Genomic DNA, 26,135 nt, shown 5'->3' with positions numbered 1-26,135 from the left:
TATTCCAACAATAATTATTTACACCGACTTACTTATATCCATCTCAACAACTAACGTTTATACCTAAGTTCTGACAAGGTGAATATTGAAGCGCCTTTGTAAGCAATACTTATTATATTCTTGCTTTTTTGTTGCCGAAATTGCCATGATGGAACTTGATGAAGAGTTACGCAATTTAGTTATCCAAGCTTGCGGATACCCACCCGGGAGTCCGCAACGCCAGAAGTTGCTAACGCAAATCATTCGTCTAACTTCAGGTAGACTTTGGCGGGAAAGTACCCCTTATTATCAAGATGCGCTGCAACAAACTTGGTTATATTTCTGTCGTAATATTTGTGATGGTTTAACAGGTCAGACTTATGACCCTACTCATGGTACAGTCATTACCTGGCTAAATGCTTATTTAAAACGCCGGCTCCAAGATTTTTATCTCAATCAACATCGAGAACAAGCTATCACAGTACCTCTGATAGCACGTCAGTCTCGCTTAAGTGGTGATAGTGAGATGATTAACCCTGTAGAGAATCTTCCCGCTACTCCTCAAGCACCGCCTATTCTCGAAAATGTAGAGTTATGGGTCAAAACTGATGCCGACGGAGAATTACGTAACACTTACATTAAAGGTCGCCCTGATGTAAATTGTCAGATATTAATTCTCAAACGCTTACCTCCTGAAGTTAGCTGGAAAGAACTGTCTGAAGAATTTGGACTACCTGTACCGACATTAAGCAGTTTTTATCAACGTCAATGTGTGCCACGCTTGCGAAAATTTGCGGAATCAGAAGGTATTTTATGAACTTTGTCAATTGAATGTAAGTTGTAGATGCATGGTGAGTTTTTCCGAGACTTCACCTGCTTAGTCTTTACTTTATCTTTATTAATTTGAAAATATATAGTATAAATAGTATCAGCAATTATTTTATCTGCTTGAGTTTATCTCTAAAAATCTCAATTATTCCTCGTATATTTACTTAAATGAAAGCATTTTATATTACAAAAATTAGAAGTTACAATTGAAGATGAGATTGCAGGCAATGAAAAAGATGATTTTGTCTAATTTGATTTTGGCAATGTAGCAAACAACAGCGTTGAATGCCAATTACTATTCATGTTTGATGATTAGAGTTTTCGTTCTCACCGATATTTTCTACTGCTACATCAATCAAAGTTTCCCGATGCTGTGAATTTTAATTGAATATTCCCCCAATTCCTTTTAAATAGCAAGGCTGGATTGACTCAAGTTAGACAAATTCTCAAATCTCAAATTGTTTTGGATTGGGGAATTGGCAGAGTGAGAAAATATGACGTGAATACTCTAGCAATGTGCCTACCATACCAAGCAAATTAAAGAGTGAAACCACATGACTAACTCTCGCAATCAAGAACGTCAAGCTGATACTCGCACCCCCATACGTCTGTGGTTGCTAATTTTGAGTCGTGTTGGTATTCCTTTGTTAGGAATTGTGTTAGTGGGTATTATTGCTGGGATTTGGAAATTACAAAATTTTATTCAAAAAGAGTTAGCGCCATTAGCAGAAAAAAGCCTGACAAATACAATTAATCGCCCTGTAAAACTAGGACAAGTCACCAACTTTTCTCTCACAGGGGTGCAGTTTGGGGCTTCTACAATTCCAGCCACAGCCACAGACCCAGATAGGGCAGTAGTAGCCGCAGTAGATGTAGGGTTTAATCCGTGGCAGTTAATTTGGTATCGGCAGTTGAAGTTGGATGTCACCTTAATCAATGCTGATGTCTACCTAGAACAAGACATCCAAGGACGTTGGGTAACGACAAAAATTGCACCACCTGGTAAAAGCGGACTGATTAAAACAGATTTAGATAATCTGCGACTGCGTAATGGCAAACTGGTGTTAGTGCCGCGTCAAAGAAAACAGCTAGCACAAGGTAAACAGGGCAAGTTAGGAGATTTAGATTCTGGGGTAGCATTTTTGCAGCTCAATGGTTCTGCCCAATTGCTGGAGAATAACCAGTTGGTGAAGTTTGATGTTTTAGGAAAGGCAGAAAGCGGCGGCAATGTGGCAATTAAAGGACAGACGCGCCCAAAAACCCAAGTCTATGATATGCAGCTACATGGACAAGATTTACTCGCTTCTAGTATTACGCGGTTGGTGAAAATACCAATAAATTTAATCTCAGGTAGAGTGAATGGCGACTTACAAATAAAACTAGCACCAGAAAAAGATCCATTGTTGTATGGCAGTGCAGATTTACAAAAAGTCACTCTCCAAATTCCTCGCGTACCGCAACCTTTAAGGAATACAGAAGGAGATATTTACTTTCAAGGTACAGAAATTAGACTGGAGAATCTGACTAGCAACTATGGCAAAATTCCTGTGGTAGCTCAGGGAATTATTGATAGTCATGCAGGTTATCGGTTAGCAGGTAGAGTCAAAGCCGTGAGTGTAGCCAATGCCCAAGAAACACTCAAATTAAAACTGCCCCTACCTGTAGCAGGACAACTCAAAGCTAATTTACAAATAACTGGGACTCCGACTAAACCAGTGCTTGCAGGTACAGTGGCAACTATTAACACTGCCCGAATTGATAAAGTTGATTTTAAAAGTATTAGTAGTAGATTCAGTTTTTCCCCAAATACTTCATTGCTGACTTTGAAAGACATTGAAGGTGCAACGACTTTTGGGGGAGAAATTAATGGTGGTGGTAATATCCAACTGGGAACAAAACCGCAAATTAATTTAAGTTTTACAGCCAGGAATGTTCCTGGGGATGCGATCGCCCAACGTTACAATACCACCCCTGCTTTTAAAATTGGTAGTGTCTCTGGTACTGCCCAACTTACTGGCGCACCAACCAATGTGCAAACATTAGTTAAATGGCAAGCACCACAAGCTACTTACCCTGGTACTGGTGAAACTATTATTGCCCCTGACCGCACTGTATATTTTCGTAATGTGGCACTGAATGTGGGTGGCGGTGTAGTGCGGGGAACTGGCAGCTATATTAATCAGCGTTGGCAAGCTGTGGTTGACGGTGAGGGCGTGCAGATATCGCGGTTTGTCAACCCAAATCAACTGCAAAATATCTCCTTAGCCGGGGCAGAATTTAACGGTCGCTTAATTTTAGCTGGTAGCAGCGCACCATTTCAAATTGCGGCGATTCGCACTCAAGGTGCAGCCTTGCAGATTGGCGGTGGAGCGATCGCTATTTCTAGCCTACAATTACAAGACAAAACCTTTGCTGCCCAATTAGTAGCTAATAATGTGCGTCTAGCACGCATCCTCAAACAAGCACCCCCAGCTTTGCAAGGGCCATTATCTGGCACATTCCAAATTGCCGGGAATCGAGAAAATTTCAGCTTAAAAACTCTGCGGGGGAATGGTAAAGCTAACCTCAGCGTCGCAGGTGGGACAGTTACAGCCTCAAACATTCAACTAGCCAATGGTGTTTATCAAGCGCAACTGTTAGCTAATAATCTGGCGGTGCAGGAACTTGCACCCAATACCCAACAAATTCGCGGTAGGCTAACTGGTCAGTTTAATGTCGCGGGTTCGGTTGAATCTTTCCAGCCGCAGAGTATTCAAGCTAGTGGCCAGGCAAAATTGACCGTAGCAGATGGGACAATTACTGCTAGCAATATTCAAGTTAATAACGGTCGTTATCAAGCGCAACTGCAAGCTAACAATGTGCCAGTGCAACGCTTAACCACAGTACCACCACAATTTCAAGGCAATTTAACAGGTCAATTAAATGTCGCTGGTTCTGTTGCTTCCTTCCAGCCGCAGAGTATTCAAGCGAGTGGACAGGCAAAATTAACCGTCGCAGGTGGGACAATTACCGCCAGTAATATTCAAGTTAATAACGGTCGTTATCAAGCGCAAATTCAAGCTAATAATGTACCTGTGCAGAGATTGGCAGCTGTACCGCCACAATTTCAAGGTAATTTAACAGGTCAATTAAATGTGGCGGGTTCGGTGGCTTCCTTCCGGCCGCAGAGTATTCAAGCGAGTGGACAGGCGAAGTTAAACGTGGCGGGTGGGACAATTACTGCTAGTAATATTCAAGTAAATAACGGCCGCTATCAAGCGCTAGTTGATGCAGCAGGTGTACAATTAACCCGATTGAATCAGCAATTGCGGGGACAGTTGGGCGGTAGGCTGCAAGTGGCTGGGGCGTTAGGTTCGGCGACATTGGCAAATGTGAATGCGTCTGGTCGAGTGCAGTTATCTCAAGGCTTGCCAGGATTAGAAAGACCACTAACAGCTGCGATCGCCTGGAATGGTGAGAAACTAGCAATTAATCAACTGACAGCCCCAGGTTTAAATGTCAGTGGTGATATTTCAGCTAATGCAAATAAAGCAGGTATCCCCGAAATTACCGCTTTAAATCTCAACGTCCAAGCCCAGGACTACAATTTGCAACAGTTACCAATTAATTTACCCAATCAGGTAGCTGTCAAAGGTAAAGTTGATTTTAACGGTAGAGTCACAGGCAAATTACCATTACCAAATGTTGCCGGACAAATCGCTGTACGCAACTTTGTGATTCAAGATATTGCCTTTGAACCATTGTTAACTGGCAATATTGATTCTGCCCAAGGAAGGGGATTAAATTTAAATTTGGCAGGGAATAGAGATAGGATTGCTGTAAATTTAGATGCGAATAATCGCCCAAAAAACTTTTTAGTCCAGTGGCAAGATGCCTCAGCAACTGGTCAATTTCAAGGAAATAATATTGCCTTAAATGTGCAGAACTTCCCCTTACAAATCTTGAACTTATCACCACCAGCAGCACTGCGTTTAGGCACGGGAACCATAGCTGGGTTAATTAGTGGTGATTTGCGTGTTAATCAACAAGCTTTTACAGCCAATGGTAATTTAGCGATCGCTAGTCCAAAAATTGGTAGGATAAAAGGCGATCGCTTAACGGCTCAATTTAGCTACGCCAACGGTAAAGCCACCCTGACCAGCAGTCAATTTATCAAAGGTAACAGTACCTACGCCTTCGCCGGAAGTGTTGGGCAAACGGCTAGAGGGCCACAACTCCAAGGCAAACTCAAAGTGAATCAGGGTAATATCCAAGATGTGCTAACAGTAGCGCAGATATTTGATATCCAAGATTTGCAGCGAGGAATGTCAGCACCAGCTTATGGTAAAGCCGCAGATTTAACTACATACTCGCGCGGTTTGCCAAATCAGCCTCTACTAGATCAACTCCAGCGTTTTTATGAAATAGAAGCCGAGTTAGCCCAGCAGCAACAACAACGACTGGACGCGACTCCCTTACCAGAACTCGCAGATTTGCAAGGAACATTTAACGCCGAAGTTGCCTTAGATACGGCCACAGCTAAAGGTTTATCAGTACAATTTAATGTTAACGGGCAGAACTTTACCTGGGGTAAAGCAACTGAAAGCGATGTCCAAGGACAAGCCGCTTCTCTACGAGACGCTGCGCGAACGCGTCTACGTTTTTATCGTGCTAAACAAATTATTGCCCAAGGCAGCTTTGAAAATGGTATATTGCAGTTGCGACCCTTGCGGGTGGAATTAGAAAATAGCCTGCTAGCCTTTACAGGTAACATCGGCGGTCAAGACCAATCAGGTCAATTGCGCGTCACGAATTTTCCCATCGCTTTAATTAATAACTTTGTCAAACTACCAATTGAGATTACAGGTAATCTCAACGCCTCAGCCGCCTTAGCCGGAGGCGCAGCCAACCCCCAAGCCCAAGGTGAATTAGAAATTACCAATGGAACCCTCAATCAAAAGGCTGTAAATTCGGCCACAGCCAGTTTCAACTATAGTAACGGACGCTTGAACTTTGGCAGTACCGTTGCTGTTTCTGGGCCAGAACCCGTAAATATTACTGGTAGTATCCCCTATCCCTTACCCTTTGCTGCTACCCCACCAATCAGTAACGAAATTAGCTTAGATGTCAAAGTCAAAAATGAAGGATTAGCACTGTTAAACCTACTCACTGATCAAGTAGCCTTTGAAAAAGGAGAAGGTGATATTGACCTGAAAGTTCGCGGAACCAGACAAAGACCAGAATTAACGGGAATTGCCTCTGTCCAAGATGCTACTTTTTCAGCCCCAGCCTTACCAGGTAAAGTCAGACGCGTAACAGGCAAAGTACAGTTCAACTTTGACCGCATTTTAGTCGAAAGTATCCAAGGCAGATTTAGCCGAGGTCAAGTAACTGCTGCTGGTGAACTTCCCGTTTTTAATAATGGACAAACACCAAATAATCCTCTAACTATTAGTCTAGAAGGGCTAAATTTGAACCTCAAAGGATTGTATCAAGGTGGAGCTAATGGCAATTTACAAATCACTGGTTCGGCGTTAAACCCCATTATTGGCGGTCAAATTCAGATATATGATGGTCAAGTTTTATTAGCAGAATCAGCCAACGCGAATTCTGGTGTTACCTCAGCATCGAAAGCCAACAAGCAAGACAAAACAGAAAGTAGAAACAACACAACGCGGTTAAGTAATCTGGAATTAACCTTAGGTAACAACATCCAAATTACCCGTCCGCCCATTCTCAGTTTCCAAGCTACAGGTAATCTCAAAGTTAACGGTTCCTTAGCTGACCCCATACCAGATGGTACAATTCGCCTGCAAAAGGGAGGGGTGAATTTATTTACTACTCAATTTAACTTGGTTCGCGGTTACGAAAATACAGCGACATTTCGCGCTAGCCAACCCCGCGACCCAATTTTAGATGTACAGCTATTTGCCAAAGTTTTAGATGTTGTGCAGGGTTCAGATTTTACCAGAGCCACTACCACAGGTGGATTAGGTGCTTTAGAAAGTGTCAGAGTAGAAGCCAGAGTTCAAGGCCCGGCTAGCAAACTCAACGAAAATCTAGAACTAACCAGCAGTCCATCACGCAGCCAAACAGAACTTGTCGCTTTGTTGGGTGGTGGTTTTGTGGATACTCAAGGCCGTGGTGACAGCACTTTAGGCTTAATTAATATTGCGGGTTCTGCTGTTTTTAATAACTTTCAAACAGCCTTTAACCAAATCGGTAATGCCTTTGGTTTAAGCGAATTTCGCATATTTCCAACAGTGATTTCTGATAATCCAGAAGCAGGTAGAACCAGTTCGACTTTAGAATTAGCCGCCGAAGCAGGCATTGATATTTCGACAAAATTTTCTTTATCTAGTATCAAAATCTTGACAGCTAACGATCCCATTCAATGGGGGATTAATTACCGCATTAATAACGAACTACGGGTGCGCGCTTCTACTAATTTAGATGATGATAGTCGGGCAATTATTGAATATCAAAATCGATTTTAAAATTAATATAACTTACGCAGAATCTATTGCGTAAGCAAAGTATCAATTATTGAACTGCTGTATGGCGAATTTCACGTAAGTACTAGTACAATATCAGAAAGCTTGGGCTTTCTTATGCGCGATCGCTTACTTACTAACCTATTCTTAATCTTATCTCTAGCAACCACACCCCAGCTTGTAGTTGCTCAAACCAGTATTGAACAGTTATTTGAACAAGGCAACGCCGCCGAAGTAGTTGGTAATAACGCCCAAGCGGAGACAATTTGGCGAAAAGTTTTGCAACTAGAACCCAATAACGGCAAAGCTTATAACAATTTGGGAAATGCCTTGCGGCGACAGGGAAAATTAGATGCGGCTAATGCCGCACACCAGAAAGCTTTAGAACTTAATGCCAATGACGCAGAAGCTTACGTAGGGATAGGTAGTGTGCTGAATGCTCAAGGGAAACCAGAAGAGGCGATCGCACAATACAACAAAGCCTTGCAAATTAACCCTAACTTAGCTACTGCTTACAATGGCATCGGCAATGCCCTATATTACCAGAATAAATTCGATGAAGCAGTCGCCGCCTACGAAAAAGCCATTCAACTCAACCCTAAATTTGCCTATGCTTACAACAATCTCGGCAATGCCCTGAGAGACCAAAAAAAATTAGAAGCTGCCATTGCCGCCTACGAAAAAGCCATTCAACTCAACCCTAAATTTGCCTATGCTTATAACGGTCTCGGCAATGCCCTGAGAGACCAAAAAAAATTAGAAGCTGCCGTCGCCGCCTACGCAAAAGCCATTCAACTCAACCCTAACTATGCCTATGCTTATAACGGTCTCGGCCTTGCCCTGAGAGACCAAAAAAAATTAGAAGCTGCCATTGCCGCCTACGAAAAAGCCATTCAACTCAACCCTAAATTTGCCTATGCTTATAACGGTCTCGGCAATGCCCTGAGAGACCAAAACAAATTAGAAGCTGCCGTCGCCGCCTACGAAAAAGCCATTCAACTCAACCCTAACTATGCCTATGCTTATAACGGTCTCGGCCTTGTCCTGAGTGACCAAAACAAATTAGAAGCTGCCGTCGCCGCCTACGAAAAAGCCATTCAACTCAACCCTAACTATGCCACTGCTTACAACAACCTCGGCATTGCCCTGAGAGACCAAAACAAATTAGAAGCTGCCGTCGCCGCCTACGAAAAAGCGATTCAACTCAACCCTAACTATGCCACTGCTTACTACAACCTCGGCAATGTCCTGAGTGACCAAAACAAATTAGAAGCTGCCGTCGCCGCCTACGAAAAAGCCATTCAACTCAACCCTAACTTTGCTGGTGCTTACTACAACCTCGGCATTGTCCTGAGTGACCAAAAAAAATTAGAAGCTGCCGTCGCCGCCTACGAAAAAGCCATTCAACTCAACCCTAACTATGCCACTGCTTACAACAACCTCGGCCTTGCCCTGAGAGACCAAAAAAAATTAGAAGCTGCCATTGCCGCCTACGAAAAAGCCATTCAACTCAACCCTAACTATGCCACTGCTTACAACAACCTCGGCAATGTCCTGAGTGACCAAAAAAAATTAGAAGCTGCCGTCGCCGCCTACGAAAAAGCCATTCAACTCAACCCTAACTTTGCCACTGCTTACTACAACCTCGGCAATGTCCTGAGTGACCAAAAGAAATTAGAAGCTGCCGTCGCCGCCTACGAAAAAGCCATTCAACTCAACCCTAAAGATCCTGATGCTTACTACAACCTCGGCAATGTCCTGAGAGACCAAAAGAAATTAGAAGCTGCCGTCGCCGCCTACGAAAAAGCCATTCAACTCAACCGTAAATATACTCGTGCTTACTACAATCTCGGCATTGCTCTGAAAGACCAAAACAAATTAGAAGCCGCCGTCGCCGCCTTCCAAAAAGCTCTAAAATTACCAGAAAGCACTTATAGAACTCCAAGCACTGCTCATACTCTCGCTAACAATGGCTTGGGTTTAACATTCCAACAGCAAGGGAAACTGCAAGAAGCCATAAAACATTTCGACAAAGCCGAAGCTCTTGACCCTGATTATATCTACGCCAGAAATAACAATAGACAAGCACGGCGATTATGGACAGAACAACAGAATAAACTAGCAAGTGTAGAAGACGATCGCCAATGGTTGCCCAAAAATGACCCCAACCTACCTGTTAAGCGTTCTGTGGTACTCATCACTGCCGAGTTTTTCAACAGTCAACGCCAGGGAACAGAGATTGGTACTGGCGTAGTTATTCAACGAGAAGGCAACCGCACATTAATTCTCACCAATCGTCACGTCATTTTTGATGGCGACGAACAAGGTAAAAATATTCAAGTAGAATTTTTCAGCACACCACCACCAGACCGTGTGCGAATGCGGCGCAAGGCCAAGCCGTTGAAAATAATTACTACAAATAAACTCGATTTAGAAATTTTAGAAATCACCGATAAGCTGCCAGAAGATATCCAACCCTTACCCATCTCTGCAACTCCCATTAACCCCAAAATGCCCGTTCAAATTATCGGTCATTCTGCACAACGGCGTGAAGATAAATCATGGTCTGTACAATCAGGCAAAATCAAAAACTCTCAAACCCAACAACTAGAAATCACTGAAGCCAAACTCAAACCCGGTTTTTCTGGTAGTCCCGTCCTCGACTCCCAAAATCGGCTCGTCGGCATAGTTTACGCCCGCAAAACAGGCGAAACTCGAAATTTAGCCTACCCCATATCTGAGGTTAAAAAACAACTTTCCACCTGGAATATTAGCTTTAAATGATGTTTATAAACTATCAAACTGTACCAAAATCCTCCCTAACCCACGCCAGTCACACGCCAAATGTCATTGCAAACGCAACGAAGTGGAGAGAAGCAATCGCCAATTTTAGCACTGAGAATAAAGCCATGCGATTGCGTCGTCGTTCCTCCTCTCTACGAGACGCTACGCGAACGCAATGACATTTATTCTTTAGTTGCTATGTAAAACTACTTTAAACAAACCATGAATTACAAAATTATTCTTACCAGTCTCTTAATCCTCAACCTCACCCATTTACCTGCTACTGCTAATTGTTCACCAGGAAATCCCCGCAGTACCGACTACATCCGCCGCCAACCACCGCAACGGTGCGAAGGTATCAAAGAAGAACTATTAAGCGGTAATAGCTTAACCCTAATTTCCATTGTCACCCGCAACATTGCCAGTTACGGCAAAACCCTGACATTACAAGTTCCTCAAATTCGTGACGGTAAAAATCCCCAGGTAATAGTTCAATCTTTCGGTGATAATTATCGCTACCAATTAGATGATTTATTATTGTCTAACAATAATTCACGTTTCCGCTTTAGCTGGAATACTTACGTCCTCACACAAGCAAAAATCCCGGCAAACAGCCTCCGCGCTTCGGCATCCTATCTACTTGGTTCGCAAAAAGTTTATGTTCCCGTTATTTTAGGGCAAACTTCTGGTAAGTATGAATTTACCTTTTATTCCGAAAGTCGAGTCAACTTCACCAGCTTTAAAATTCTTTCCCCAAATCAGAAACCAATCTATACTGCTCCCAAATTAAACCCCAAAAATGGAGAAATTATCTTTACCTGGGATGGACGCAACGCCCCAGCCGGACGCTATCAAGTACACTACGTTGCATTTATTGAACAAAGCAATCAACCAAGCGAACGCCTCGAAAGACGAATAGACTTTGAACATAACCCCAATTGGTTAAAATAAATCATGGCATATAGGCAAAAAGCCAAAGGCAAACCTTTCAAATTTATCATTTCCATCATTAATAAAATTCGGAATTTAAAACTGTCGAAATTAGTACGATTTATTCAGCTATGTGTTGCCAAAATTAATCATTACTTTCAATTTATAAAAAAATATCTAGATAAGCACAAAAGATTTTTTATTGTCTTTTTAGTGTTTTTAGTTTGCAGTATCATCACTTCAGCCGCCATTATCCCAGGAAATCATATATTTGAAGGTAATCTCATCGCTCAAGAAATCAACTTTACCTATAATGGCCAGCAACCAAAAGTTTTTATGCAAAATATTCGTAACATTAAAGAATTAGAAAATGAAGGTATCCAAACTCTAACTTTTACAGGTAGCTTTCAAAGTCAAACTTTACCAACAATTAATAACTTAGACTCTGTAAAAATCCAACTCAAAGACCGCAACAGCCGATGGATAATTACACCAGCTAACCCCAAAGCAACCAGCACAATTGAATTAACTAAACTTCGCCTAGAACCAGGGACAAAAATCAATGAACTAAATTATGATTTTCAGCGTCAGCAACTAGCTTTTGATTTACAACCTCATCCCAACAGCAATCCCAATACACTAGAGTTATATTTAGGCGAAGAACCCTTAAAAGTTACCTTGGAAGGTTATAAGTTACCAGGAATAAAATTACCAAATGAATTTGATGAGCAAGCACCGCTAGAATTTATTGTCAATCCAAATAATAAAGAATTATTGTTACAAATCCCAAAAAATACTAGTATTCATATCACATTAAAAAAATCTCCTCAAGATAACATTCCCCAATGGTTTAGAGGAAAGCTAGATACCAAAGATGTCAAATTTTTATATGTAGATAGAAACGCCAGCGATAGCCGAGAAGATTTATATATTTCCGCCATTGTTGAAGGCAAAATTCGCATGGCAGGACAAGAACAAGAAATTAAACAAAATCAGTTCCTCATGGGCGAAAACCCAAATCAACCGCTAAATATTCAACTTATTCGTCATCTCCAAATTATCCCCAAAAAAGGCATAGAAGCCCGCTTTTCTGGCAGAACTACCCAAATTCAAATCGGACTAGATCAAGATTTCCCCGTGTCTAAAATCCAAGGTAGTTGGTTAGATGGCATTTTACCGCGTGATGCCATTATTGCTTTGTTCTCCTTTGGTGCAGCCACAGTTGCTAACCTTTTAGCTTGGTTATTTAGTAATGCTTCTAACTCCAATTCAAACAACAGCAATCAACCTTAAATTAACGTCAATTCAACAAGTTATTTAACCTCACCGAAGAAAGGCAGGAGGCAGGAGAAAGAAAATATATTTTTGCCCTCTGCCAAAAGGGTTTAAGTTGAACACGAAAATTTTTGACTTGTGAGTAAACAGACTGGTGTAGGTTGGGTGGAGGAACGGAACCCAACATCCGAGCATACTTTGTTGGGTTATGCTATCGCTCCACCCAACCTACTTTTTTGCTTAACTTTTAAAGCTTCTTTCTTTATAGGCTACTGTGTAAACACAAATAAATGTTCGTTGAGTGCATATGTCCCGCCTCAGAATCAATTCCGAGTCTCATAGCGCAAGTCATCTGAAGATGACTCAACCAAAAATGTTTTCCAGTCCACTTGAGTGGACTTTCGCTATCAGCCTGGAACTTTAGTTCTAGGCGGGATGTGGTTGAACACAAAAATTCTTGACTTGTGTGTACACAGTAACCTTACAGGAGAAAGATTAAAAGATGGTTTCTGCCCATTCATCAAGCTTCCTTAGAAAAATCCTCCTCTTCATAACGTGGCTTTTTCCCATCCAACACTGCACTCACTGTCATATCTCCCATCACATTAATCGCTGTGCGACAACGGTCTAAAAACCAGTCAACTGTCACCAACAAGGCGATATACTCTGTTGGCAAGCGCACGGAAGTAAACACCAAAGTCATCGTCACCAACCCAGCATTAGGGATACCAGCAGCCCCCACCGATGCAAAAATCGATGTCAGCACTACAATTAACTGCTGTCCCAAATTTAAATGCTGTCCAATCACTTGAGAAATATATAATGCAGACATCGCTTCATAAAGGGCAGTCCCATCATTATTAAAATTTGCCCCGACTAACGCCCCTAAAGATGCGGAAGACTCCCTTAAACCGACTTTGGTTTGCAACACCTCCCAAGTAATAGGCATTGTCACAGTCGAAGAAGAAGTCGAGAACGCTGTGATAAACGCATCTGAACCACCAGCCAAAAATCTCAATGGGTTTACCCAAGAACCAAACTTGACTCTGGAGAGATAGTAACAAGCTTGTAATGCCAAGGCTACCAACACCGCCACAATAAAAGCTGCCAAAGATATAAACGGGGCAAAACCTTTTTCTGCTACAGTTTTAGCCACAATGCCAAACACCGCAAAGGGAACCAAAGCTATCACCCAATTGAGAATGCGAATTACCGCCTCAAACAAAATAGCAATTACATCTTCAATTGGCTGATAACCTGTTTTAGCTTGGGCAATTTGTTCTGATTTTAAGCCCCGCAAAACAATGCCAAAGCACAGGGCAACTACAATTAACTGAATCACGTTATTGCTGACCAAAGGCCCCAGCACGGCTTCTGGTACAGCGTCTTTAAGTAACCCCCAAGGATCAATATTGGCATTAGCAATGGTTGTCTGTGGCTTGGGTAAACTTCCCCAAGTTCCCGGACGCAGGACATTAGCCACGAAAAGCCCAATCAAAATCGCTACAGTAGTGTTAGTCAACAGTAGTAAAGCTAACCGTCGTCCGGCTGTACCGGGGATAGTCGCCGTCATAAATGTGTGCAGTACTGCTACTAAAATCAGTGGTGTAGCTAAAGCGCGGAGTGCCTTAAGTACCAGTTCTGCCGGAATTGCCAAATTGTTGATGAAAGCAGCATTGCTGGAACTGGGATTTCCTGCACCGAGAGAAATTCCTACAATCACTGCCAGCCCTAGGGCAATTACAATTTGTAACGTCAAAGGAATACGTCGCCACCAAGGACGGGAAGCATTATCGGGCGGATGTTGACTCTCTGTTTGACTCATTGGTACAGCTAAATAACGGAACAAAGGTAACTATTACAACAACAACTGCGGAAGTGGAATTTACTGAAACAGGATAATCTAATCAATCTAGGGAGTGGGAAGAAGTATGAAGTGTGAAGTATGAAGTGTGAAGTATGAAGTGTGAAATGTTTTTTAGCCTCCTGCCCTCTGCCTCCTGCTTCCTTTAACATCGACCGAATTAAATAAATATTATGTCTTTCGTACCTTTACATATTCATAGCGATTATAGTTTGCTGGATGGGGCGAGTCAGTTACCTGATTTGATTGACCGTGCCATAGAATTGGGGATAAAGGCGATCGCAGTCACAGATCATGGTGTGATGTATGGTGCTGTAGAATTGCTGAAAATTTGCCGTAGCAAAAATGTTAAGCCAATAATTGGCAACGAAATGTATATTATTAACGGCGATATTGAAAAACAAGAACGTCGTCCCCGCTATCATCAAATTGTCTTAGCAAAAAATAATAAAGGTTATAAAAATTTAGTTAAATTAACAACTCTTTCTCACCTCAAAGGTGTACAAGGTAAAGGTATTTTTTCGCGTCCTTGTATTAATAAAGAATTACTTAAACAATATCACGAAGGTTTAATTGTCACTAGTGCTTGTTTAGGTGGTGAAATTCCCCAAGCAATTCTCAGTGGCAGGACAGATGCAGCTAGAAAAGTTGCTCAATGGTATAAAGATGTATTTGCTGATGATTTTTATTTAGAAATTCAAGACCACGGCTCTCAAGAAGACCGCATTGTTAACGTTGAAATTGTCAAAATTGCCCGAGAATTAAACATCAAATTTGTCGCTACCAACGACTCTCATTATATTTCTTGTTACGATGTCGAAGCTCACGACGCATTACTTTGTATTCAAACAGGTAAGCTAATTGTTGAAGATAACCGGATGCGTTATAGCGGTACAGAATATCTCAAATCTGCTGATGAAATGAGAATGCTATTCCGCGACCATTTACCCGATGATGTGATTGAAGAAGCAATAGCTACTACAGAAGAAGTTGCGGAGAAAGTCGAGCCTTACAATATTATGGGTGAGCCTCGCATCCCCAATTATCCCATTCCTTCTGGTCACACTGCTGATACTTACGTTGAAGAAGTTGCTTGGCAAGGCTTACTAGATAGATTAAATAGAAAATCCCGCGCGGAAGTTGAGACAGTATATAAAGAAAGATTAGAATATGAACTGAAAATGCTCCAGCAAATGGGTTTTTCTACATACTTTTTAGTTGTGTGGGATTACATCAAATTTGCGAGAGATAATAATATTCCAGTGGGGCCGGGACGTGGATGCGTTTTAGGCGATACTAAGGTGATGCTGGCCAGTGGCGAACAAATTTTGATCAAAGATATTCAAGTTGGACAGCAGGTAATTACTCATCAAGGAAATCTCTTACCTGTTACTTATAAACATGAATATCCCTGTAATGAAGAAATTGTCAAAATTAAAGCAGCTAATGAAGAACTATTTTTAACTAAAGACCATAAAATTTGGGCAGTTAAAACTGATGAATGTGTAGTAATGAGTATCAAACAAGCCAATGTTTGTAAACCTAGCTGTACTCGATACTGTTCTGTTAAACCATATCAAAACTATCAATTAAAGTGGATAGAAGCTGGAAAACTCCGCAAAAATGATTTTGTTGTCTTTCCTAGAGTTAAATCTGCTGAACAAGAAGTTGTTTTTGATTTAGTAAATTTTGTAGAAACTAAATCGCATTTAAGATTTGATCAGGAATTTATTTGGTATGAAATCGGTACAAATCATTTAAGTACTCGAAAAATCCCCAGATACATCACTTTTAACGAAGACATCGCCAGGATTCTTGGCTATTATATTGCTGAGGGATGGTCAAGACTAGGAAAAAGAGAATGCACGGTTGGCTTTGGACTTGCCAAAGATGAGATGAATTATGCTGAAGAAATTTGTCGTCTCATTCATCAAGTGTTTGGTTTAGAAAGTAAAATATTTCCCCATCCCAAAAAGAACTCTTTACAAGTTCTCTGTTATTCCAGAATTGTGGGAGAGTTTTTATCTAGCTTGTGTGGTAAAGGAGCCAACCATAAGCACATACCCGATGAAATTGTCACTCAAGGTAAGTCAGAATACATCAGAATTTTAATTGCTTATCTTTTTCGCGGTGATGGTCATAATGGCACAAAAGATAAAACTATCAATATCAAATATACAACCACATCTAGTAACCTTGCTGCCCAATTAAGATTACTATTGGCTCGTTTTGGATATTGGGGATCTATCATTAAAAGAAAAAAACAAAAAGTCAATTGGTCTGTAGAATATTCAGTTAAATTATCAGGAAAACAACTTTTAGACTGGAATGCTGACTTTATTGATTTTCCTGTAGGTATCAAACCCCAAAAGTTTTATCGCAATGATGGTTTTTATGTAGATGATAATTATATCTACCTAAAAATCAAAGAAACTAAGACATTGAACTATAACGGTTATGTCTATGATATCAGCGTTCCTGGTGATACTTCCTATATCGGCAACTCAATCGCCATTCATAATTCTGCCGCAGGGTCTTTAGTAGCTTATACAATGGGTATTACTAACATTGACCCCGTACATCATGGCTTACTGTTTGAGCGTTTCTTGAACCCAGAACGGAAATCAATGCCTGATATTGATACCGATTTTTGTATTGAAAAACGGGATAAAGTTATTGATTATGTGACTCAAAAATACGGTACAGATAGAGTTGCTCAAATTATTACCTTTAACCGCTTAACTTCTAAAGCTGTCTTAAAAGATGTCGCCAGGGTGTTGAATATTCCCTATGGGGACGCTGACAAAATGGCAAAGTTAATTCCTGTGGTGCGGGGGAAACCAACTAAACTCAAGGTGATGATTTCTGATGCAACTCCCGAACCAGAGTTTAAAGAAAAATATGATAATGATCCGAATGTTCGCCGTTGGATTGATATGGCGATGCGAATTGAAGGAACTAACAAAACTTTCGGTGTTCACGCGGCTGGGGTGGTAATTTCTGCTGACCCTCTTGATGAAATTGTACCTCTACAAAAAAATAATGACGGGTCAGTAATTACCCAATATTTTATGGAAGATTTAGAATCAATGGGTCTATTAAAAATGGACTTTTTGGGTTTAAGAAACCTGACAATGATTCAAAAAACCATTGATTTAATTGAGCATAATAAAGGTTATAGAGTTGACCCTTACGAAATCACTAATCAAGAAAGAAAGGCACAAAAGATTTTAGCTAAGGGTGAACATAAAACCCTGCCTAAAGATGTCCAGAAAACTTATGAACTGCTAGAATCTGGAGAGTTAGAAGGGATATTTCAATTAGAATCATCAGGGATGAAACAAATTGTCCGTGATTTGAAGCCTTCTAATATTGAAGATATTTCTTCTATCTTGGCATTATACAGACCAGGCCCTTTAGATGCGGGGTTAATTCCTAAGTTTATTAACCGCAAACATGGACGCGAAAATATTGACTATGAAAGCCAGATTTTAGAACCAATTTTAAATGAAACCTACGGCATCATGGTTTATCAAGAGCAAATCATGAAAATTGCTCAAGATATGGCTGGTTATTCTCTAGGACAAGCTGACTTGCTGCGTCGCGCGATGGGGAAAAAGAAAGTTTCGGAAATGCAGAAGCAGCAGGAAAAATTTATTGATGGTTCGACAAAAAATGGTGTGAAAAAGCAAGTAGCCGAAAAGCTATTTGAGGATATGTTGAAGTTTGCCGAATATTGCCTTAGCTATGACACAGAGGTATTAACAGTGGAATATGGCTTTGTCCCTATCGGCGAAATTGTGGAAAAACAACTTGAATGTAGCGTGTTTAGCGTTGATAGTAATGGTCATGTCTATACGCAAGCGATCGCCCAATGGCATAATCGAGGACAACAAGAATTATTCGAGTATTGTTTAGAAGACGGTTCGTTTATTCGCGCCACCAAAGACCATAAATTTATGACTACCGATGGTCAAATGCTACCAATAGATGAAATATTTGAACGCCAATTGGATTTGTTGCAAGTTCAAGGCTTACCAGAATAAACATCCTCCCAGATTAGATTTGGTGGCGGTTAATACTAATTGTCTACCCTTTTCAGGAGAAGAAATCAGCGGCGTTGCATAAATGCGGGATGAATTGAGATGTTTAACAAAAATAAAATATTGATTCTTCGCGCCTTTGCGCCTTTGCGCGAAACAAAAAACATCCCACTAATCAGCAATGCCAAATCAGCAAATATATTTCCAGACGCAAAACCCTTCTTTAAAGGAGGAGTCCCTACACCCTGTTCATCTCAGTTATTTCCTAACACTTAATATTTATGCTTCTGTAATTTGGATTTCAAATTGCAAATTAGCTGGGGGTGATAATGCCAAATGACATAATCGCCGCAGCATGAAAGCGTGAAAACAAAACTCCTCATATCTCCTCAAGAACTCACGTCTCTGTTAGCAGAAAAGTCAACAAAAACAGTTGTTATTGATACGCGCACTCCAGAAGAATATGCCGTTGCTCACATTCCTCAATCTATTAACATTCGAGATTTTTTCACCTATCTTTTAGAAAGTTCTTCACCAGAGGAATTGAAAAAATTGCAAGAGTATTTTGCAGAAATTATGAGTAATCTTGGCATCTCTGGTGGAGAAAAGTTAATTGTGTATGAGGATACTTTAAACCAAGGTTACGGACAATCTTGTCGAGCCGCGTTTTTGCTGAAGTATCTAGGCTGCAATCAAGTATTTGTTTTACATGGAGGATATCAAGCATGGCTGGCGGCTGGCTTATCTACAACTAGTGAAGTCGCCGAACGAGACAGCAGCATTTTTAGATTGCATCCTCAAGCTGAGATGATGGTGACTACAGCCGAGATGTTGCAGGCAATCGACAATCCAGCAATCATCAAATTAGACGTGCGCGATAGCGACGAATGGCGAGGTTTAAGTTCTTCACCTTACGGTGCTGATTTCTGCCCACGCAAAGGCAGAATCCCCAATGCTGTATGGTTAGAATGGCAGCGTCTGATGACAAATAAATCGGGTATTCCCATGTTCCGTTCCAAAACGGAAATTCTCGAAATTTGTCAATCTGTAGGTATTACAGGCGAGTCTACTGTTTACATTTACTGCTTTAAAGGTTCAAGAGCGGCGAATACATTCATTGCTTTGCAAGAAGCAGGCATCTCGGCTAAAAATTATTTTGGCTCTTGGAATGAATGGTCGCGTAATTCTGCACTACCGATTGATAGCCGAATTCTTTAATTAGTAATTCGTAATTACTAGTTTGACAATTTCTAAGTAATACTAGGGGAGTACTGATTTCCTTAGTATTTTGGTATGCAGAAAATATTTAAGTACTTACGCACCTTGGCAGTAATGACTGTGCTTTGTTTAGTTTTAGCTTGGTCGTTGCCTGCACAAGCAGCTACTAAGATGGATGCCAAATTAGAACAGCAAGTCTTACAAATCCTACGCGATCATCCAGAAGTCATTATTGAATCCGTCCAAAATTTTGACCAGCAAAAAAAAGCGCAATTAAGGCAAGTACAGCAGGCGTTTTTACAAGATTTAAAAACAAATCCTCAAGCTGTAATTGGTGATTCGCCCAGAACTGGCCCAGTTGATTCTCAGAATGTGCTAGTGGAATTTTCGGATTTTCAATGTCCCTACTGTGCGGAAGTCCATAAAACACTGAAATCTTTAGTCGAAAAACACAAAGATAATTTGACATTGGTTTATAAAAATTTACCTTTGACTGCGGCGCATCCAGAAGCTTTACCAGCAGCACAAGCAGCCTGGGCAGCACAGCAACAAGGTAAGTTTTGGGAATATCACGATGCTTTGTTTGCCAATCAAAAACAATTAGGAGAAGCTTTGTATGTGGATATTGCCAAAAAACTCAATCTAGATTTAGAGAAATTTGCCAGCGATCGCCAACTCGCTAACACTGCGATCGGACAAGATGTACAATTAGCTAACAAATTGGGTGTTATTGGCACACCCTTTTTAGTAATCAATACCAAAGACTACGCAGGTTCAGTCCAAGCCTCAGAAATTGAACAGAGATTGGACAATGCAAGTTAACAATCATCAGGGGTAGCAGCAGAAAAAATGATTCTGATGAATCTCTTTGCTCTTGAGCGTTGAATCATTTGATTTCTGGAAGTTCCTCAATGAAGTTGATGGTTAGTTTTATGCACTAACCGTCAACTTATGAATTTATTACCTTTAATCTTCTATTGATTTAGCTGGTACTTCTACTGCTGTGACATCAATTGTGCCGTCTGGCGCAAAGCGTTGGAAATGACCTTTTTGGACTGATAACTGTTCTCCACAGTTCGGACATTGTAACTGGCTGTTGTTGAGTCCAGTAAATTCATAAGCACAAACAGGACACTTATCATTCACTAAATTACGTTGTAGCCACCAGCGAAACCCGAAGAATGCCACAACGGGTGCTAATGAAAGTAGTGCAAACAAAATAAATACAGATTTAACTAACCAACCCAAGCCCAATGAACCTAGCAACCAGATAACTGCTAACAGAGTGAGCAAAGGGCGGAGATTTACCAAATTCAACTGAGAATTGTTAAAGCTCATTTTTGTAATACTGTCTTGCTCTGTTTCTAGGATAGCGAGTTTGGCGGAGGTCAACTAAAAATGTGAAGTAGGAAGTAGGAAGTATGAAATTAACCTTTAACTAAAGACAACAATTGTTGTTGAAAGGCTGTGATGCCAAAATTGGCGATCGCTTGTTCTCTGAGCCACTGTCCATCACAGCGTTGGTCTTTTGCTTGGAGAATTTCAATACAAGCGGCTGCAACTGCATCAGCATCACGGTGGGGTACTCGCCAGCCGACTTGGCCATCTTGCAAAGGATCAGCCGAGCCATCTGCATCACCAGATAACACAGGTACGCCACAAGCCATTGCTTCTAAATAAACAATGCCAAAACCTTCTTGAGAAGGCATAATGTAAGCATCTGCTAGGCGATAATGGGCAATTAAATCTTCTGTGGGGACAAAACCAGCAAAGACAACGCGATCGCTCACACCCAAATCTTGGGCTAATTGCGCTAATCTGGGTTGGTCATCACCACGACCAATGACTAAATACTTGACTTGTGGAAATACCTGAGCAATTTTTGGTAATGCTCGAATTGTCACATCCACGCCTTTATATATATCGCCTGACCATAGGCGCGCCACCGTCATTAAAACTTTGGCATCTGTCAAGCCATATTTTGTGATTAATTCTGGTAATTTTAGCCCTGGGGTAAATTTCTCCCCATCAATAGCACAAGCAAGCATTTTGACTTTGTTGGGGTCGATACCATTAGCAGCACAAGCTCTATCGCGGCTATAGCGACTAATTGTCCAAATTTGGCTGGCTAATTTGAGAGCGCGGCGTTGATGATTATTTAATGGTTCCCAAACTTCTTTACCGTAAGTGAGGACTGTATAGGGAATACCCAAAGGTTGACAAATAGCCTGAATTAATGGTGCTAAATTAATATGACCACAAAAAACATGTTGGGGGCGTTTTTGTAAAATACACTTGAATAAAGCTCCTGCCAGACTAATTCTGCCCATCTGAGGAGACTTATTTTGAAAATAATGAAATTTTAAACTATCCGACTCAAAAGGATTGAAGCAACTAGAACTATCCCTTAATAAAAATACTTCTGCCTTATATCCAGTATCTAATTCTAAATAACCCTGAAAAATGTCTTTGACGTAAGATTGAATCCCACCTTCACAAGCAAAAATTTCGATAAAAACAAAAATATGATGAGTTTTAGTATTATTACTAACCTTAGATAGCTTTCCCTCTAGATCAATCAGCATCTATGTTTTTTATATAAATTTTACATTTTGACAGCCTGATATATCCTGCTGCTGCCAAATCCTAACAAAGTAATAATTGCAAATCGTATGCTGACTTTACTAGACTGAGTATTTTTTTTTATACACACTTTTTCTAGTGAATAAATCACACCCTTGCTTGTGCTGAGAAAATTCCTTAACTAGCGTATTTCACAATTAGTAGACAATTGCGCTCATCTGTACTGCGTTCATAGACAACCTTATCTGTTAAACGCCGTAACAAATACCAACCGTAACCACCTACTTGGGGATTACCAGGTTGTGGTTCAACGATTACATTAGGATCAAACGGTTTACCATGATCCCAAATTCTAATTTCCATTCGGTCAGCCCATAGGCTAACTTCAATCTCTATAGTTGTTTCTGGTGGTAAAGTCCGATGGGCGTGACGAACTGCATTAGTAAAGCCCTCGGCTAGTGCTAAATTAACTCGATAGATTTGATTTTGTGACCAACCAAATTGAAAAACATATTGCAGACAAAACTGATCAAACCATTGTTGAACTCTGTTTAAGAGCGTCAGTTCGCTCCTAACAGTCAGATGGTCTCGCTCCACCATGCCCACCATGCCCAGCATTGAACGTGACTTCAATATTTTATAAAAAATGTGTTTAATTTGTGAGCGTAACAACTTGATGTTTTGGATTGTGGATCGTTGGTTTAATTCCATACATTTTTTTGGCGATGACACCAATCGAAAATTGCCAATCTCAAATCCAAAATTTTTGGAATTTTAGTGATTTTCAATTTTGATACTACCTAGGTTATTAAAATTGACGCTTGTCAGTTGTTTCAAAAACATACTTTTTGGATGATTGAGTGGCGTTAACCACCACTCATCTCCTTCATGTATGCTTCCAAAACCTACAAGCGTCAAAGCACTTTTTGGTAACTAATCTAATTTAGAAAAGTCCCAAGGTCAAGGATTTGTCTAAAGGTAAAGCTGCACCAATACCCAACCACAGAGTTACAAGAGTACCGAACAAAAATACTGTAGTCGCAACTGGGCGGCGGAAGGGGTTTTGGAACTTGTTTACGTTCTCAATAAAGGGAACTAGGATCAAGCCCAAGGGTACAGCCGCCATTGCTAAAACTCCCAACAGTTTGTTAGGAAGCGATCGCAAAATTTGGAATACAGGGTACAAATACCACTCTGGTAGAATTTCTAGTGGTGTGGCAAAAGGATCTGCTGGTTCGCCTGTCATTGCTGGGTCTAGTACGGCTAGAGCTACGATACAAGCAAAAGATCCCATAATTACAATGGGGAAAACGTAAAGTAGGTCATTAGGCCAAGCGGGTTCACCGTAATAGTTGTGACCCATACCTTTAGCGAGCTTGGCTCTTAAAATCGGATCGCTCAGATCGGGTTTTTTCTGTGTTGCCATTTTTTAATGCGCTCTCCTGCTGAATTTCAGTTAAAGCATTTATCCCAGTCATTTGTTTAGAGGCTCCCCTAACTTGGGTAAGACCTGAGTTAGGGAGTTTGTTGCTGCCGATAAAATTATTGCTAATGCTGATTGTTCATCAGTTTAAAACAAACAAATTTATCTGAACACAGCAATTTCCTCTTCACATTTTGACTGAATAAATTTAGATTACAAAGGCCCGGAAATGCCTTGCTTGCGGATCATCAAGAAGTGGAACAGCATGAAGACTGCAATGAGCCAAGGCAAAACAAATGTATGGGCGCTGTAATAACGAGTTAAGGTTGCTTGACCAACACTAGAACCACCGCGCAACAGGTCAGAAATCAGTACCCCAACTACAGGAATTGCTTCTGGTACACCACTAACGATTTTCACAGCCCAGTAGCCTACCTGATCCCAAGGTAAAGAATAGCCTGTAACACCAAAAGAAACGGTGATAATAGCCATGATTACGCCACTAACCCAGGTTAGTTCGCGGGGCTTTTTAAAGCCGCCAGTCAAGTAAACCCGGAAGACGTGCAGAATCATCATCAACACCATCATGCTGGCAGACCAGCGGTGGATGGAGCGAATGAGCCAACCGAAGTTCACTTCATTCATGATGTACTGTACAGAAGAGTAAGCTTCTGCAACTGTTGGCTTGTAATAGAACGTCATGGCAAATCCAGTGGCGAACTGGATGAGAAAGCAAGTTAAGGTAATTCCACCCAAACAGTAAAAAATATTTACGTGGGGAGGGACGTACTTGCTTGTTACGTCTTCAGCGAGCGCCTGAATTTCCAAGCGTTCCTCAAACCAGTCGTAAACGTTGGCCATACAATCTCAAGTTCCTAAAAATCGGTTGCGGTTGATAAATCTCCCAATTGGCAATTTTGGGATTTTCAAAAAAAGGATTTTGTCTGTTTGCTTTTTCGCGCTGAGAGTGATAAGAGCTTTAAACAACTTAACACTCTGTAAATATGTGATATATGGCGTTCTCTTTGCAACCAAACACCTAATATGCCAGTTCCAAAGTAGATTTTATCGTTTGTAGAGTGCCATGTGTACTCATCAGTTGCATTAACAATTTGATGAGAGCAATGCACTACTTCTATAAAAAAAGTAACATAGTCGAGAGATAGATTTCATCAAAGAAGGGTTGAGGGAACAGGAAATAGGGAACAGGGAACAGTGAAAAGTTTTTCCTCAACACCTGTTCCCTATCGGGGAACTAGAAACCCACTTCTATAAGTGGCACGTTCTGGTTGGAATCTTAATCACCAACCAAAAACTTTTGTTCCCCATTGCCCGTTCCCTGTTCCCTCATAAGCAAAAACAAAAGAACTAGGCAGTTCTCAGCAATTTGGGTTTACCTTGGGTTCAGGTGGAATTGAAAATGGGGTTCATGCAAAAACAAGTTTTTCGGGTTGGATTTTCAATATTTTTGGCGTTTTGTTTGGCGATGGGCGCAGTCATACCGCAAGCTACTGCGTTGACCAGTGAGCAAAAGCTAGTTTCAGAAGTGTGGCGAATTGTCAATCGCTCTTATCTAGATGGCACATTTAATCATCAAAATTGGGCTTCTGTGAGACAAAAAGCCCTGGAAAAGCCGTTCAACAATCAAGCAGATGCTTATGCGGCAATTCGGACTATGCTTCAGAGTTTAGACGAGCCTTTTACCCGTTTTTTAGATCCAGAACAGTACCGCAGTTTGCAGGTTAATACATCTGGGGAATTAACTGGAGTTGGTTTACAAATTGCGCTTAACCCCCAAACGGGCAAACTAGAGGTCGTTTCTCCTATCGCTGGTTCACCCGCAGAAAAAGCCGGAATTAGACCGCGCGATCGCATTGTCAAAATTGAAGGATTTTCCACAGAGAACTTGACCCTTGACGAGGCAGCTGCTAAAATGCGCGGCCCTATTGGCAGTTTAGTGACGCTGTTGATTGAACGCGATAGCGGAGAACAAAAGGAAATTAGTTTAGTCCGCGATCGCATTGAACTCAACCCTGTGGTAGCAGAATTGCGCTCTTCTGCTCAAGGTACACCAATTGGTTACATTCGCCTCACTCAATTTAATGCCAACGCTTCGATGGAGTTGGCACACGCCATTAATAGTCTAGAAAAAAAAGGCGCAGCTGCCTATATTCTTGATTTACGCAACAACCCAGGCGGACTTTTACAGGCTGGAGTGGAAATTGCTCGCCTGTGGTTAGATTCTGGTACTGTTGTCTACACAGCGAATCGCCAAGGCATTCAAGGCAGTTTTGAAGCTTTTGGCCCCGCACTCACAAGTGATCCATTAGTAATTTTAGTCAATCAAGGAACGGCTAGTGCCAGCGAAATTCTTGCTGGCGCGCTGCAAGATAATGGTCGAGCTAAATTAGTCGGCGAAACTACCTTTGGGAAAGGCTTAATTCAATCTTTATTTGAATTATCTGATGGTTCTGGTTTAGCAGTCACCATTGCTAAATATGAAACTCCGCAGCATCGAGATATTAATAAATTAGGTATTAAGCCAGATTTAGTAGTGACCCAACCGCCAATTCCCCGTGACCAAATTGCTACAGAAGCCGATTTACAATATCAAGCAGCCGTAGAAGCGTTGGCTAAAAATGCGGTAGTAGTGGGAACTAGGGGCTAATGATTAGAAGTCATACCATTTCACTTTAGGTGATACATATAAGTAAGTCGGTGTAAATAATTATTGT

General features: G+C 41.1%; 15 protein-coding genes. 9 read left to right on the top strand and 6 right to left on the bottom strand.

The features are described 5' to 3' along the window. Nucleotides 1–145 precede the first annotated feature (145 nt). The 5 genes from H6G69_RS25395 (at nt 146) to H6G69_RS25375 (ending at nt 12,287) form a co-directional block, all read left to right on the top strand. A complete protein-coding gene (locus tag H6G69_RS25395) occupies nt 146–796 on the top strand; it encodes a sigma-70 family RNA polymerase sigma factor (RefSeq protein WP_190691893.1) in 651 nt (216 codons plus the stop codon). Nucleotides 797–1,361: 565 nt separating this feature from the next. Next, a complete protein-coding gene (locus tag H6G69_RS25390; protein WP_190691892.1) occupies nt 1,362–7,283 on the top strand; it encodes a translocation/assembly module TamB in 5,922 nt (1,973 codons plus the stop codon). Nucleotides 7,284–7,385: 102 nt separating this feature from the next. Beyond that, nucleotides 7,386–10,064 (top strand): serine protease, encoded by a 2,679-nt coding sequence (locus tag H6G69_RS25385; protein WP_206757651.1) that lies wholly within the window; start codon nt 7,386–7,388, stop codon nt 10,062–10,064. 222 nt (nt 10,065–10,286) lie between these two features. Beyond that, nucleotides 10,287–11,015: a hypothetical protein gene (locus H6G69_RS25380; protein ID WP_190691890.1), complete on the top strand. Its 729-nt coding sequence runs from the start codon at nt 10,287–10,289 to the stop codon at nt 11,013–11,015. Nucleotides 11,016–11,018: 3 nt separating this feature from the next. Continuing rightward, a complete protein-coding gene (locus tag H6G69_RS25375; RefSeq protein WP_190691889.1) occupies nt 11,019–12,287 on the top strand; it encodes a hypothetical protein in 1,269 nt (422 codons plus the stop codon). Nucleotides 12,288–12,789: 502 nt separating this feature from the next. Here H6G69_RS25375 and H6G69_RS25370 read toward each other — a convergent pair. Next, nucleotides 12,790–14,094, bottom strand: a complete 1,305-nt coding sequence (locus H6G69_RS25370) for a dicarboxylate/amino acid:cation symporter (RefSeq protein ID WP_190691888.1) — start codon at nt 14,092–14,094, stop codon at nt 12,790–12,792. 212 nt (nt 14,095–14,306) lie between these two features. Between H6G69_RS25370 and dnaE the strand changes: the two genes are divergently transcribed. The 3 genes from dnaE (at nt 14,307) to H6G69_RS25345 (ending at nt 20,216) form a co-directional block, all read left to right on the top strand. Beyond that, on the top strand, nt 14,307–18,179 hold the full coding sequence (gene dnaE, locus H6G69_RS34130) for a DNA polymerase III subunit alpha (RefSeq protein ID WP_242072182.1): 3,873 nt from the start codon (nt 14,307–14,309) through the stop codon (nt 18,177–18,179). Nucleotides 18,180–18,539: 360 nt separating this feature from the next. After that, nucleotides 18,540–19,394: a sulfurtransferase gene (locus tag H6G69_RS25350; protein ID WP_190691887.1), complete on the top strand. Its 855-nt coding sequence runs from the start codon at nt 18,540–18,542 to the stop codon at nt 19,392–19,394. A gap of 75 nt (nt 19,395–19,469) precedes the next feature. Continuing rightward, nucleotides 19,470–20,216: a DsbA family protein gene (locus H6G69_RS25345; RefSeq protein WP_190691886.1), complete on the top strand. Its 747-nt coding sequence runs from the start codon at nt 19,470–19,472 to the stop codon at nt 20,214–20,216. A 144-nt stretch (nt 20,217–20,360) separates the two neighbouring features. Here the strand turns inward: H6G69_RS25345 and H6G69_RS25340 are convergent, their stop codons facing one another. From H6G69_RS25340 to petB, 5 genes are all read right to left on the bottom strand, one after another. Further along, on the bottom strand, nt 20,361–20,732 hold the full coding sequence (locus H6G69_RS25340; protein WP_190691885.1) for a hypothetical protein: 372 nt from the start codon (nt 20,730–20,732) through the stop codon (nt 20,361–20,363). A gap of 89 nt (nt 20,733–20,821) precedes the next feature. Further along, nucleotides 20,822–21,979, bottom strand: a complete 1,158-nt coding sequence (locus tag H6G69_RS25335) for a glycosyltransferase family 4 protein (RefSeq protein ID WP_190691884.1) — start codon at nt 21,977–21,979, stop codon at nt 20,822–20,824. Between the two features lie 175 nt (nt 21,980–22,154). After that, nucleotides 22,155–22,586 (bottom strand): anti-sigma regulatory factor, encoded by a 432-nt coding sequence (locus H6G69_RS25330; RefSeq protein WP_190691925.1) that lies wholly within the window; start codon nt 22,584–22,586, stop codon nt 22,155–22,157. A gap of 334 nt (nt 22,587–22,920) precedes the next feature. Next, complete coding sequence (petD, locus tag H6G69_RS25325; RefSeq protein ID WP_190691883.1) at nt 22,921–23,403, bottom strand: cytochrome b6-f complex subunit IV; 483 nt, start codon at nt 23,401–23,403, stop codon at nt 22,921–22,923. A 210-nt stretch (nt 23,404–23,613) separates the two neighbouring features. Then, complete coding sequence (gene petB, locus H6G69_RS25320; RefSeq protein WP_190691882.1) at nt 23,614–24,261, bottom strand: cytochrome b6; 648 nt, start codon at nt 24,259–24,261, stop codon at nt 23,614–23,616. A 559-nt stretch (nt 24,262–24,820) separates the two neighbouring features. Between petB and ctpA the strand changes: the two genes are divergently transcribed. Beyond that, nucleotides 24,821–26,068 (top strand): carboxyl-terminal processing protease CtpA, encoded by a 1,248-nt coding sequence (ctpA, locus tag H6G69_RS25315; protein WP_190691881.1) that lies wholly within the window; start codon nt 24,821–24,823, stop codon nt 26,066–26,068. The last annotated feature ends 67 nt before the right edge of the window (nt 26,069–26,135 follow it).

The organism is Nostoc sp. FACHB-110 (assembly GCF_014697425.1).
GTDB lineage: Bacteria > Cyanobacteriota > Cyanobacteriia > Cyanobacteriales > Nostocaceae > Nostoc_B.
Note: the sequence above shows the minus strand (reverse complement) of the source record. Positions and strands in the feature narration are given on the sequence as shown.

What these genes read in the sequence shown, in the direction of transcription:
- H6G69_RS25340 (WP_190691885.1), bottom strand. Translation starts at nt 20,732, where the DNA reads ATGAGCTTTAACAATTCTCAGTTGAATTTGGTAAATCTCCGCCCTTTG.
- H6G69_RS25380 (WP_190691890.1), top strand. Translation starts at nt 10,287, where the DNA reads ATGAATTACAAAATTATTCTTACCAGTCTCTTAATCCTCAACCTCACC.
- H6G69_RS25345 (WP_190691886.1), top strand. Translation starts at nt 19,470, where the DNA reads ATGCAGAAAATATTTAAGTACTTACGCACCTTGGCAGTAATGACTGTG.
- petB (WP_190691882.1), bottom strand. Translation starts at nt 24,261, where the DNA reads ATGGCCAACGTTTACGACTGGTTTGAGGAACGCTTGGAAATTCAGGCG.
- H6G69_RS25395 (WP_190691893.1), top strand. Translation starts at nt 146, where the DNA reads ATGATGGAACTTGATGAAGAGTTACGCAATTTAGTTATCCAAGCTTGC.
- H6G69_RS25335 (WP_190691884.1), bottom strand. Translation starts at nt 21,979, where the DNA reads ATGCTGATTGATCTAGAGGGAAAGCTATCTAAGGTTAGTAATAATACT.
- H6G69_RS25370 (WP_190691888.1), bottom strand. Translation starts at nt 14,094, where the DNA reads ATGAGTCAAACAGAGAGTCAACATCCGCCCGATAATGCTTCCCGTCCT.
- H6G69_RS25390 (WP_190691892.1), top strand. Translation starts at nt 1,362, where the DNA reads ATGACTAACTCTCGCAATCAAGAACGTCAAGCTGATACTCGCACCCCC.
- petD (WP_190691883.1), bottom strand. Translation starts at nt 23,403, where the DNA reads ATGGCAACACAGAAAAAACCCGATCTGAGCGATCCGATTTTAAGAGCC.
- H6G69_RS25330 (WP_190691925.1), bottom strand. Translation starts at nt 22,586, where the DNA reads ATGGTGGGCATGGTGGAGCGAGACCATCTGACTGTTAGGAGCGAACTG.
- dnaE (WP_242072182.1), top strand. Translation starts at nt 14,307, where the DNA reads ATGTCTTTCGTACCTTTACATATTCATAGCGATTATAGTTTGCTGGAT.
- ctpA (WP_190691881.1), top strand. Translation starts at nt 24,821, where the DNA reads ATGGGGTTCATGCAAAAACAAGTTTTTCGGGTTGGATTTTCAATATTT.
- H6G69_RS25375 (WP_190691889.1), top strand. Translation starts at nt 11,019, where the DNA reads ATGGCATATAGGCAAAAAGCCAAAGGCAAACCTTTCAAATTTATCATT.